This window comes from Vibrio echinoideorum (assembly GCF_024347455.1).
Lineage (GTDB): Bacteria > Pseudomonadota > Gammaproteobacteria > Enterobacterales > Vibrionaceae > Vibrio > Vibrio echinoideorum.
The window spans coordinates 1,350,427-1,363,218 of record NZ_AP025483.1 but is presented as its reverse complement, the minus strand read 5'-3'; the positions used below and the strand labels follow the sequence as shown (position 1 = coordinate 1,363,218).

Sequence of the window (12,792 nt, the reverse complement as noted above, 5' to 3'; positions counted from 1 at the left end):
CATCATTCATTTCTATGCTTTTGCACAGCAAAATACGACCTACCTATCAATTGCCAAACTATTGATTATTTACACAACAAACTGAAATTGGTTAATTTATGAGTACGCCAGAAACCAAACGCCTTTGCTTGCGCGTCTGGAACAGGTCGAGTTCGGGGGGAACTCGGCCGCCCCAAATGGCTCATTTCTTTTAGAAGAGCAACTTGATAGTTTTTTTAGTCTCGAAGATGTTTGAAGTGGAATGTTACGGGTGGGATTTGAAGCAAGAGTACGAAGCTTTGGAAATCCACTATGACAATGGATGTCTCTTCAAATTTATCGGCAGGCAATCATAAACACTAAGTGTTATTAGCTAACACGTTGATGCCCTAAAGTTGCTTAAACCTTTTACTCATTCACACCCTGTTCATGGGGTTTTGCCCTACTAGAAGTTATCCATTCTTCTAATGCTGTTCGTCGAATTTACCCCCGTGTTGTATCACGGGGGTAAATTCGACCAACTATCAACTACTTTGCACTTCAAATAATTGCAATTGATTAATTTCCTTTAAATCAATTAAGTAGCATAATGCGCCGCAACAGCATATCAAATTCAAGTATGGTAAATTAATGAGCGTTGATACTAAAAAAGTTAAAGTGACTTTTTTTATAACTGGGCAAGATGATAAGAGTAAAACTCTAAATGCCCCACTACAATTTGGTAGCTTATGGAAAGACCATTTCTCTAAGTCAACAAAACCAAAGTTGCAAACTCGTGTGTTGACTAACAATTCGACAACCAAAACATCTACACGTGACCTAGTTCTTTCCATTATTGAATGGGACAAAGATGCTGAATTTTATTTCGGTTATGTCGGTACATTTAGAGACACGACGCTACCAACAAAGTTTAATAAAGATACACTGATTGACCAAAATATCGACTTGGACAACCAAGAAGAGATTATGGAAAAAAGTTATTTCTTGTATTACCCAAAAACAGACATTCTCGTATTCCACCAAAACCACCTTGGCCCTCGTGCCGATGACTTGGGGTACCTGTTATACATGTTTGGAGGTCTAAAAAGAGTACATTTTGAACCTATTTGGAAAGACGCAGATATCAAAGCTCTGCTAGAAAATAACAATGTGATCAAAAATGGGTCTTTAACACTTGCTCTACCACGTAACTTCTCTGAATCAAACTTAGATTTGTCTAATTCTTGGAGCAAAGAGATCATTAGTATGATGTCATCTACTGGTATGAGTCGTCTTGCGATAAACTTTTGGGGTCGAGCAGGTAGAAAAACTGAGAAAGGCTATCTTAATGATAATATTCGTGCCGGTATCAAGGAGTTAATTAGTACTTATGGCACAAGTCGTAGACTTGGTAAATCGGAGCCCGCAATCAAAAAAGCGGAAGTCACTTTAAAAAGTGGTGGAAAGAAACAAACTCTTCTCAACCAAGATCTATCGACTAAACTAGATGTAAACGTAGTTAAAGGCTATCCGACATTACAAGGTATGCGTCAGACATTAGTTTTTGCAAAAACGAGGTGCCAAGATACCTTGTTGCAGTACTACCATCAAAAAAGATAGTGAAAAATGATATCAGAATTTAAGTTTAGTAAATCGAAGTTATTTTACAGTGCTGTTGTTATATGCCCTGTACTCACTTTTACTGCAGAGCCAACACACGACAGAATCATAGCTATAGCTAGCCCATTGGCTACTGTAGCTGGTATTTTGTTTGGATTTGTAATGGCATCGATAACTTTTATTTCTTCTAATTCCAAAAATCAACTCATCGCCAACATGAAGAGCACCAACTTGTACCACCCGCTGATGGAAAACCTCGCAACCACAGGTTTAGCCTTAATCACGAGTTGTATATTTATGGTGTTTTCTATTTTCATGCCCGAAAATGATATGTTTTCTTGGTTTTTGAAGACTAGCTTCAAGCTCAACTGGGACAATTTTTTTCTATTGATTGGCTTTTACACCTTAATTTACGGTCTCTTTGAGTTCTTATCTACGTGGCGTAAAGTTAACGACGTAGTATGTAAATTATAAAGCTCCGACCGGAGCTTTTTTTATTTCATGATTTTAGCTAATGCCCTAGCGACTTTTAACAGATGCGTTGATGTCCGGATCTCCAATTCAGATTGAATCCCCAACAGTGCAATCCCTGCCAATGTTTGCTGTGGCCTAACTACTTGGCCTGTAGGCCTACAAGCTTCTTCAAAGTCGATTTCAAACCAACGAGAGGTAAGTTTGATTAAGGGAGTGATACCTCATCTATTCAACCGAACACAGCCATAGCCCAACACTCCAAAGCCCCAAAACCTTTACGTGTTTTGACCAATCTTCCAGCCACGAAAACGTTTGTCTTCATTAAGTTCTAACGTATAACGATTAATTACACTTCAGCCCTTGTTTAACCTTTTATTGCCTCCATATTTTCCATACAATCCTAAGCGATTATAAATAAAAACAATTTCAATTTCGGAGTCCTCATGAGCGACGTAAAGCACTGTAATTTATTGATTCTTGGTTCTGGCCCTGCTGGCTATACAGCTGCAGTTTACGCTGCTCGTGCAAACCTAAACCCAGTACTGGTTACCGGTATGCAGCAAGGTGGTCAGCTTACAACCACAACAGAAGTGGAAAACTGGCCGGGTGATGCTGAAGGTTTAACGGGTCCAGCTCTAATGGATCGCATGAAAGAGCACGCAGAGCGCTTTGAAACAGAGATCCTGTTCGACCACATTAACGAAGTCGACCTATCTAACCGCCCTTTCCGTCTTAAAGGCGATTCTGGCGAGTACACGTGTGATGCATTGATCATCTCAACGGGCGCATCAGCTAAGTACCTAGGTTTAGATTCTGAAGAAGCATTCAAAGGCCGCGGCGTTTCTGCTTGTGCAACGTGTGACGGTTTCTTCTACCGCAACCAGAAAGTTGCAGTTGTGGGTGGTGGTAACACCGCTGTTGAAGAAGCACTTTACCTGTCTAACATCGCATCTGAAGTTCACCTAGTTCACCGCCGTGACACGTTCCGCGCTGAAAAGATCCTAGTGAAACGTTTGATGGACAAAGTAGAGAACGGCAACATTGTTCTTCACACTGATCGCACACTAGACGAAGTTCTAGGCGACGATATGGGCGTAACGGGCGTTCGCATTAAAGATACTCAGTCTGATAAGACGGAAGACATCGAGGTAATGGGCGCATTCATTGCTATCGGTCACCAACCAAACACTGAAATCTTCAAAGGCCAAGTGGATATGAAAGATGATTACATCATCGTTCAGTCTGGTCTTGAAGGTAACGCAACACAAACTAGCATCCCAGGTGTGTTTGCTGCAGGTGATGTAATGGACCACAACTATCGCCAAGCAATCACTTCTGCTGGTACAGGTTGTATGGCTGCACTGGATGCTGAACGCTTCCTAGATGGCCTTAACGATAAGTAAATCTGAGATTGCAGATTTGATTATCGGTGCTCTCGCCTCAGTAGATGCAGGGCATCATCACATTTTGTTGTAAATCCCTAGAGCCCAGTGGTATATCCACTGGGCTTTCTTTTGTATACTAGCCGCCCTCAACAAATAATAATTATCATTAAGCCTTCATAATGGATAAGAAAAAACAACGCAGCTTGAACAAGTGGCTTAAGCAACAGAGTAAGTTAGCGAAACGCTGGCTTATGATTGCGATTAGCCTTGGCGTACTTTCAAGCGTGTTCTTAATTGCTCAAGCAGCTCTTCTCGCCTCTATTCTTCACCAGCTGATCATCGAGAATGTCGATAAATCTGAACTGGTTGGTCATTTCGCAGGCTTGGCATTATCGGTCGTTGGCCGTGCTGGCTGTACATGGGGACGTGAAATCGCAGGTTATCGCTGTGGTGAACAGATCCGGGTCTACATAAGGCAACTCATCCTTGATAAGTTACGTGAGTTAGGCCCTGCTTACATTAAAGGTAAACCTGCCGGTACGTGGGCAACGCTGTTGCTAGAACAAGTAGAAGACATGCAAGACTTCTTCTCTCGTTACTTACCTCAGATGTCTCTTTCGGTAATGATTCCATTCATTATTTTGGTGGTGGTATTCCCAGTAAACTGGGCAGCAGGACTGATCTTCTTGATTACAGCTCCACTGGTGCCGATGTTCATGGCACTTGTTGGTATGAAAGCGGCTGATGCAAACCGTAAAAACTTCAAAGCGCTGCAGCGTCTTTCAGGTCACTTTTACGACCGTTTGCAATCAATGACGACTATTCGTCTATTTGATCGCACCAACGCTGAAACAGAAGTACTTAAAGGTGCATCTGAAGTGTTCAGAACGCGTACCATGGATGTGTTGAAAATCGCTTTCTTGTCTTCTGCGGTACTTGAGTTCTTCACGTCGATCTCTATCGCGATGACCGCGGTTTACTTTGGTTTCACCTACATTGGTGAGCTGAACTTCGGCCACTACGGTGCAGGCATTACGCTATTTGCAGGTTTGTTTATCCTTATCTTAGCGCCAGAGTTTTACCAACCTCTGCGTGATTTAGGTACTTTCTACCACGCGAAGCAACAAGCGGTTGGCGCAGCCGAAAGTATTGTCGAGTTCCTAGAAACAGACATCACTAAGGTTAAATCAGGTAACACTCAACTCGATTCAGCTCAAGGCATCAATATTGAAGCTACCGACCTAAAAGTGTTAAGCCCTGAAGGTGTTCAATTAGTTGGTCCTATCTCGTTCGCACTGAACACTCGCCAATCGACTGCGTTAGTTGGCCCAAGTGGTGCGGGTAAAACAAGTTTGATTAACGCTATTCTTGGTTTCATGCCTTATGAAGGAAGCTTGAAAATCAATGGCATTGAATTGCGTGACCTCGACTTAGCCTCTTGGCGTAAAACCATTAGCTGGGTTGGTCAAAACCCGTTGCTACTGCACGGCAGCATTCGTGACAACGTCACTCTCGGTAAGCACGATATTGCTGACCAAGTTGTCGAGAATGCACTTGAGCAATCATTTGCTAGCGAATTTGTAAACGAGCACGGCTTGGATTACATGATTTCTGATCGCTCTGGCGGCCTTTCTGTTGGTCAATCTCAGCGTTTGGCTCTGGCTCGCGCAATGATTCAAGACGGTCAGTTCTGGTTATTAGATGAACCAACAGCCAGCCTAGATACTCGTAGCGAACAGTTAGTGATGAAAGGCATCAATAGCAATATTGAAAACCGCACTGCCCTACTTGTGACGCACCAACTCGCTCCTCTTAAATCAGTCGATAATATTCTGGTGATGCGCGATGGTGGTCTGGTTGAACAAGGTCATTACTCTCAGCTTTCAACTGCGGGTGGTTTGTTCGAAGAGATGCTGAACGCGAACTTAGCTCAACAAGATAATAAGGGTAATTTAGATGCGTGATTTACTGCCTTACCTGAAACTCTATAAAAAGCATTGGTTTGGCCTATCGCTAGGCATGCTATTGGCTTTTGCTACTCTGTCGGCTTCTATCGGCTTGTTAACGCTATCAGGCTGGTTCATTTCAGCTTCTGCGGTTGCTGGCCTTACGATTGCACGAGAAACCTTCAACTACATGCTACCGGGCGGTGGTGTACGTGGTTTGGCAATGAGCCGTACTGCGGGTCGTTGGGGTGAACGTGTTGTTAGCCACAATGCAACATTCAAGCTATTAACTGATCTGCGCATCTTCTTCTTCAAGAAGCTGGCTCCGCTGATCCCAGGTCGTATTTCAAACCTTCGTGATGCTGATCTTCTGAACCGCTTGGTTGCTGATGTCGACGCCATGGATCACGTGTACTTGCGCTTAGTAAGCCCTGTGACGGTGGGTGTGTTCGGGATCTTCTTCCTGACTCTGTTCTTGATGTGGTTCGATAGCTCACTAGGTTTAATCTTAGGTTCTATCCTTCTGATCATGCTTTTGGTTTGGCCAATCTTGTTCTACAAATTGGGTAAACGTAACGGTGGTGAACTGACACAGAACAAAGCTGATCTTCGTGTGACTACGCTAGATTGGATTGAAGGCTACAGCGAACTGACTCTGTTCGGTGCTGAAGAGCGTTACCGTAATGCCATTCTAGAAACGCAACGCAAGCTGATGGCTAATCAGTTTGTGAATGCTAACCTAACCGGTATGGCTTCAGCAGCACTAATGCTGTTCAACGGTCTGACGCTTGTTCTTATGCTTTGGCTTGCGGCTGACGGTGTGGGTGGTAATGCACCAGACCCGTTCATCGCGCTAATGGCATTCGCAACCATGGCAAGCTTCGAGCTATTAATGCCAATTGCAGGTGCGTTCCAGCATTTAGGTCAAACTCTGTCTTCAGCACGTCGCTTGAACGAAGTTATTCTGTCAGAGCCTGAAGTTCAGTTTGCTGAAGAGAAACTCGACATCAACAAGCCGCTTGATATTACGTTCTCAAACGTGACGTTCAACTACCCTGATTCTGAGCGCAATGTTCTGAACGCTGTCGACCTAACGATTCCTGCCACACACAAGGTTGCGGTTGTTGGTCAAACGGGTTCTGGTAAATCGACTCTAATTCAGCTTCTGACTCGCTACTGGGATCCTAACAAGGGTTACATCTCAATCGCGGGCATTGAACTGACGCAGTGGAACGAATCACAACTTCGTGAATCAATCAGTGTAGTAAGCCAACGTGTCGACATTCTAAATGGCACTTTGCGTGACAACTTGTTGATTGCAAGACCAGAAGCAACCGATGATCACTTAGCGAATATCCTAAAAGATGTTGGCCTAGAAAAGCTGCTTGAGAATAACGCACTTGATAGCTGGTTAGGTGACGGTGGTCGTCAACTGTCTGGTGGTGAGAAGCGCCGTATTGGCATCGCACGTGCGATTCTTCATGATGCTCCTATCCTGCTTCTAGATGAGCCAACAGAAGGCTTAGATAAGCAAACAGAACACAGCATCATGACGCTGTTCGAGAAGCACTTTGAAGGCAAGACGGTTATCTTCATCACGCACCGTTTGATTGGTCTGGAATCGATGGACTCCATCGTTCTGATTGAACAAGGCGAGATTGTTGAGCACGGCTCTCATGAGAAACTGTTAAACGAAGCAGGACGTTATTTCCAACTTCGTCAGGCAATCTAGCTCCTCATAAGTTATAAAGAAAACCATTCTAAGCCCGAGTTTATACTCGGGCTTTTTTGTGTCTGTGATTCTAGTATCGAGCAGCTACCGACCTAGTAATATCAATAAATAACAAGCCATTCATTTGTAAGCATTATTAATACGCAACTTACAAAAGCCAGTACATAGCTTACAAAGCCTTACGAATAGGAAATACCATCTCTAGTAACATGTTGGCTTTATAGCTTGCAGATAACTTGGTTCCCTATGGTATACAAACTCACTATTCCAACTCTTGTTCTGACTACGATGCTCACTGCATGCGGCGGCAGCGACAGCAATAACACTAGCGCGTCAAAGAATGTCATCGATGCATCAAGCGCAACATCCGTTGTTAGCTTAGGAAGCAATTACTCACTGCATTTCAGCGTGAAGTCGCTTGCTGCGGGTACAGACAAAAACGTGAACATTGATATTACTCAGTATGGTAATAATCTAAAATCTAGCGGCAGCTTCGCACAAGTTCACGGTGTTCCTGAGCGCAATTACAAAACCCAAAACGATGCTGATATTACCTTCTCTGTGACAGCAACAAACTCTGCGGGTAAAACGTTTAATGTTGAAAATTTCAGTATTTACTACGAAGACTTTAGGTCAACATCGACTCCTGAAGACCTTGCTATCGCCGAAGTTGAGAACAATATAAACAACGTTGTTTTATGGCAAAACACAGATACGATAACTATCGATAACGATTTTATCGACGCCAACAGTTCAATTAAATTTGATATAACAGATCAAAGGCCAATGAACCTCTACGTTCGAGTTGGCAACACTCTGAGCAATGGTATTCAATTTGTTCCATCCTTCGCTCAAAGCGCCTCAAAGACATTCTCACGAGTGCCTACAACTGACTGTTCTGTTATCTCAAATACAACGGGGGAGCTGCTTACAAATGGCATCAAGCAACGAACTTGCGTAGAAGCTCATGGCTATAAGATCCCACTATTAATTGAAGACAAATCTGTAAACAATTCCGAAGCAAAGGTCGCTCACGTTAAAAACATCATGGAGTACTACCTTGATAGCTTTCCAGCAGAAGTGACTAAGGCAATTTACGACAGCAAAGCGACCATGGGATTCTTTTATGATGAAGATTGGTCTGACAGAGATGGCGGCGACTTCTTAGATGAAAATTACCGCTTCCAAGATCTGTTTGCGACTGAAACTACTGACACAACAACAGGCGAGAATAAACCGGATCTAGTCACTCAACGAGACGCTGCGTTTGAAGAGATTATTCACTTTGTTCACGATTACGGCGTGATGAACTTAGCAGTACAATCATCTTCATCGAAATGGAGTGTGATGCAAAAAGAGTTAGATGTACTCAATGAGAAAGCGATTCTTGCAGGCTCTTACTTTCCAAACGGTAAAGACTCAACAATTGTCGAAGCTGATCTAGATGCTGAGTCATACGATCAAGAGTACCTAGCCTATTCTCTGTATGCCTACTACGACCTCAACTTTAAGGGTTACAACGCACAAGAGTTAAGTTCTGCGACTTTCACTGAGCTGCAAGCGAACGACCCTGCGATGGTTAAATTTATGGAGCAGCACTTCCCTAAGCGAGTTGCCTTTAAAGCTAAATTCCCAGGCTATCCTAACAACTAGTTAGGGATTCATAACTCTAACTAGCACGCACAAAAAAGCCGAATGTGATAATCACATTCGGCTTTCAAATTACCTATTAGCGCTTACAGCTTGAAGCGGCTGATTTCGCTTTCTAGCTCGTGAGACAGTTCAGACAGCTGAGCTGCTTGTTCTGCAGCTTGGTGCGCTTCGTCTGCTAGCTCGTTAGATACGTCACGGATTCCCTCAGTGTTACGAGTAATCTCAGACGTTACTGACGCTTGCTCTTCTGCAGCAGAAGCAATCTGTGTTGCCATGTCGCTAATGCGTTCAACAGCAGCATGGATTTGCGTTAGGCTTGCAGCCGCTGAGTTCGCGTCATCAACACTGGTTTCAGCAAGACTACGGCTATCGTTCATGATGCTAACCGCTTTGCCTGTTGTACCTTGTAGCAACTCAATCGTTTGCTGAATCTCTTGCGTTGAACCGTGTGTACGTTGGCTCAGAACTCGAACTTCATCAGCTACAACCGCGAAACCACGACCTTGTTCACCCGCACGTGCTGCTTCAATAGCGGCGTTAAGTGCAAGTAGGTTCGTTTGTTCTGCAATACCTTGAATGTTAGACAAGATAGCGTTGATGCTGTTGCCGTGCTCTTCAAGTTCTAGGATCACGTTAGTTGCGATTTGAACTTCTTGAGCAAGGTTTTGGATAGAGCTTTGAGTCTGTGTCACTTGACCAGTACCGTGCTCACACGCGCCAACCGCTTCAGATGAATTCTGTGCTGTGTGGTCAGCGTTACCCGCGATCTCTTGTGTCGCTGCAGCCATTTCGTTAACGGCTGTTGCTACCATGTTGATCTCGTCTTGTTGCATTTGGATACGAGCACTACGTTCTTCAGCTTGAGAAGCCGTTTGACGTGCTTGGTTACCTAGCGCAGCAGATACTTCGCTTAGCTTGATCACCATGGTGTGCATGTTGCCTACAAAACGGTTGAAGTTTTCAGCAAGCTTACCAATCTCGTCATCGCTCTTAGGCTCAAGACGTTGAGTAAGGTCGCCCTCACCTGAAGCAATTTCTTCAAGTGCCGCTGAAACACGGTTCAAATCACGGAATAGGAAGCTCACTAACCAAGACACTAATACGATTACGATTAACGTAATAATGACAGCCGTTGTGATCAACTGAGTAAGTAGTGTTGAGTGGTTCGCTTCTTCTGTTGCTTTGTCCATCTGAACCGCGAAGATCCAGTTAGTGTTAGGCACCTTCGTGAAGTAAAGCAGCTTCTCAGCGCCACGTTCTTTGATGATCTCGATGCTACCCGTACGCACTGCGTTCTCGATAATTGGCATAGAGATGTCGTTTGAAAGCTGGCTTACCGGCTTCAGGCTCAGTGCAGAATCTGGGTGTGCTAGGAATGTGCCGTCAGAGGCATCAATTAGCATTGCGTTCGCATTGTCACCAACATCAAGGCTGATTACATCGTTCACTAGTTGGTCGATAAGTACGTCTGCACCCACTACACCAACAAGTTTGCCGTTATGACGCACAGGTTCTGCAATCGTTACTAGCAATGCTTTGGTGATCGCATCTTGGTAAGCCGTTGTGATGATTTGCTTACCTGCAGCGTTTGCTTCTTGGTACCAAGGACGTTGACGAGGATCGTAACCAGCACGATTACGTTCAGGGTGTGAACGGTACATTCCGCCTTCTGGAGTACCTAAAAAGATATCGTCAAAGCCACCCGCTACACGAGCTTGCTTAAGGAAAGGAACAACATCATCCTCTCGTGAAAAGTCATTAAATGCTGATGCGATATCGGTGCGGATATCAATCCAGTTTTTAATACCTTCAGATGCTGCTTCTGATACGCTTTCAGCTCGCAGGTATACGCCGTTACGAGTCTGTTCAAATAATTGGTTTGCTGATAACCAAGTTAACGCTGTTGCCATAACGACAACAGCAGATAGGCTAGCACCTATTAACTTCTGCTTAAGTGTTAGTTTCATGTCAAAGTTTCACGAGTAGTGGGAAATCTCGCGCATACTACCCAATATCAGTATTAAATTCGAGCGATTTTATAATTTAATAACGTAATATAATTTTAAGCAAACCATTGGCTTATCGAATGTCAATTACTTGGCTAATCGCCAAATTTAAGACGTTATTTTGAAGGTAATTCCATCGAAATATACTGTTCTCTAGACTGTAAAATAGATACAAAAAAGGCAGGAGAGTTTCCTCTTCTGCCTTTCTTTTTACTTTATATTCGACTTCAACCAAATGGAAAGTCGATTAACGATCAGTCTATCGTTTCTCGGTGCGCATACCCATTAGCAAGCTAACACACATCAGTAATAGAATGATGGTGAATGGCAATGCCGTAGAGATTGCGCCCGCTTGTAGAGCTTGTACTGCTTCAGTACCGCCAACCCACAATAGAGCTACTGCAATTGCACCTTCTAGGAACGCCCAGAACACACGCTGAGGTACAGGCGTATCAACTTTACCACCTGCGGTGATGCTGTCGATTACTAGAGAGCCTGAGTCAGACGACGTAATGAAGAATACTAGAACTAAGATAACCGCAATGATTGATAGCAGCGTACCGAACGGTAGAGCATCAAACATTTGGAACATCGCTAGTGATACATCAGTCAAACCATCTTGACCAAGGATACCAACGTTATTCACGATTTGGTCAATCGCCATGCCACCAAATACTGACATCCAAATGATAGTAACAGTCGTTGGAACAATCAGAACCGCTGTGATGAACTCACGAACCGTACGGCCTTTAGAAACACGCGCGATAAACATACCTACGAATGGTGACCATGAAATCCACCAAGCCCAGTAGAATACCGTCCAACCGTGCATCCACGCTTCATCTTCACGACCATGAGGATTACTCAAAGGAATGATGTTTTCAACGTATGCCATAAAGGTTGTTGGGATAGAACCTAAACTCACCGCATAGCCGATTAGAGCCACTAAGATAAGCAGTAGGAAAGCAACCAACATGTTGATGTTACTGATAACTTTAACGCCGCCATCAATACCGCGAAGCACTGACACGACCGCTAATAACGTTACTACGGTAATAACAACAACTTGTAACCCTAAGCCTGCCTCGATTCCGAAGACATGTTGAATACCACTTGCTGCTTGTTGTGCACCTAAGCCCAGCGACGTCGCCAAACCAAACAGCGTTGCAAGAACCGCCAGAATATCAACAATGTGACCAGCCCAACCCCACGCTCTATCACCCAAGATTGGGTAGAAAATAGAACGAATAGAAAGAGGCAATCCCTTGTTGTAAGAGAAAAACGCAAGTGACAGTGCTACTACGCCATAAATCGCCCAAGGGTGTAGACCCCAGTGATACATGGTTGCACCTAGCGCCAACTTAGCAGCTTCTGGTGTATTTGGTTCAACACCTAACGGGGTTTCAAACCAACCCGTGAAGTAAGCAGCGGGTTCCGCCACACTCCAGAACATTAGGCCGATACCCATACCTGCGGCAAACAGCATCGATAGCCAAGAGAAGAATGAGTAATCTGCCGTCGCATCAACACCACCAAGGCGGATTTTACCATACGGAGAAACAATTAAGCCTAAGCAGAAAACAACGAAAACATTACCCGACCAGATGAAAAGCCAATCAAACGAATTGATGATCTGGCCTTTAACGCCATCTAATGCTGCCTTTGCTGAAGCGGTATCTGTAATCAGAATACCGATCAGGAACAAAGCAATAAGTCCTGCACTGATACCAAATACTGGGTTATGAACATCAAAACCCCATTTTTGGACGTTATCTTGACCGACAGTGTAATCCGTACTGTCGATACTGTATTTATCTATACCTTTAGTCATTATCCCTCTCTACGGAATACTAATAGGGTCTATTGACCTCGTATTCCTTACTTACCTGCGACTTAATCACAAACTCGAACATACAATCCAAGTAGTACAAGCTGTTGTCACAATAATTCAAATACTTGGATGTCTGAAGTTTAGCAGGTTAACTTATTGTTTTCAGTAAACCAGAATCGGTTCGATT

Annotated in this window: 8 protein-coding genes and 1 pseudogene; 5 read left to right on the top strand and 4 right to left on the bottom strand. The window is 43.9% G+C overall.

Annotated elements, in window-relative coordinates; all coding sequences use genetic code 11:
• Nucleotides 1–609: 609 nt before the first annotated feature.
• Nucleotides 610–1,578: a hypothetical protein gene (locus tag OCV36_RS06255; protein ID WP_135454725.1), complete on the top strand. Its 969-nt coding sequence runs from the start codon at nucleotides 610–612 to the stop codon at nucleotides 1,576–1,578.
• 44 nt (nucleotides 1,579–1,622) lie between these two features.
• On the opposite strand, the gene OCV36_RS06250 is transcribed toward OCV36_RS06255, so the two are convergent.
• Both OCV36_RS06250 and OCV36_RS06245 read right to left on the bottom strand, forming a co-directional pair.
• Complete coding sequence (locus tag OCV36_RS06250; protein ID WP_167853003.1) at nucleotides 1,623–1,775, bottom strand: hypothetical protein; 153 nt, start codon at nucleotides 1,773–1,775, stop codon at nucleotides 1,623–1,625.
• Nucleotides 1,776–2,072: 297 nt separating this feature from the next.
• Nucleotides 2,073–2,210: pseudogene (locus OCV36_RS06245) on the bottom strand (regulator); the annotation flags it as partial.
• Between the two features lie 285 nt (nucleotides 2,211–2,495).
• Between OCV36_RS06245 and trxB the strand changes: the two are divergent.
• The 4 genes from trxB to OCV36_RS06225 all read left to right on the top strand — a co-directional run bounded on the left by trxB (nucleotide 2,496) and on the right by OCV36_RS06225 (nucleotide 8,768).
• Nucleotides 2,496–3,455 (top strand): thioredoxin-disulfide reductase, encoded by a 960-nt coding sequence (gene trxB / locus OCV36_RS06240; RefSeq protein WP_004733400.1) that lies wholly within the window; start codon nucleotides 2,496–2,498, stop codon nucleotides 3,453–3,455.
• Nucleotides 3,456–3,616: 161 nt separating this feature from the next.
• The gene (cydD, locus tag OCV36_RS06235; RefSeq protein ID WP_108110084.1) at nucleotides 3,617–5,401 is read left to right on the top strand and encodes a heme ABC transporter permease/ATP-binding protein CydD; all 1,785 of its coding nucleotides are present in this window, start codon (nucleotides 3,617–3,619) and stop codon (nucleotides 5,399–5,401) included.
• A complete protein-coding gene (cydC, locus tag OCV36_RS06230; protein WP_135454723.1) occupies nucleotides 5,394–7,115 on the top strand; it encodes a heme ABC transporter ATP-binding protein/permease CydC in 1,722 nt (573 codons plus the stop codon). Before cydD ends, cydC begins: the two co-directional genes overlap by 8 nt.
• Before the next feature lie 246 nt (nucleotides 7,116–7,361).
• Nucleotides 7,362–8,768 (top strand): hypothetical protein, encoded by a 1,407-nt coding sequence (locus OCV36_RS06225; protein WP_135454721.1) that lies wholly within the window; start codon nucleotides 7,362–7,364, stop codon nucleotides 8,766–8,768.
• A gap of 83 nt (nucleotides 8,769–8,851) precedes the next feature.
• On the opposite strand, the gene OCV36_RS06220 is transcribed toward OCV36_RS06225, so the two are convergent.
• A complete protein-coding gene (locus OCV36_RS06220) occupies nucleotides 8,852–10,735 on the bottom strand; it encodes a methyl-accepting chemotaxis protein (protein ID WP_017083880.1) in 1,884 nt (627 codons plus the stop codon).
• Nucleotides 10,736–11,033: 298 nt separating this feature from the next.
• The gene (locus OCV36_RS06215) at nucleotides 11,034–12,605 is read right to left on the bottom strand and encodes a BCCT family transporter (RefSeq protein ID WP_004733395.1); all 1,572 of its coding nucleotides are present in this window, start codon (nucleotides 12,603–12,605) and stop codon (nucleotides 11,034–11,036) included.
• Nucleotides 12,606–12,792 lie beyond the last annotated feature (187 nt).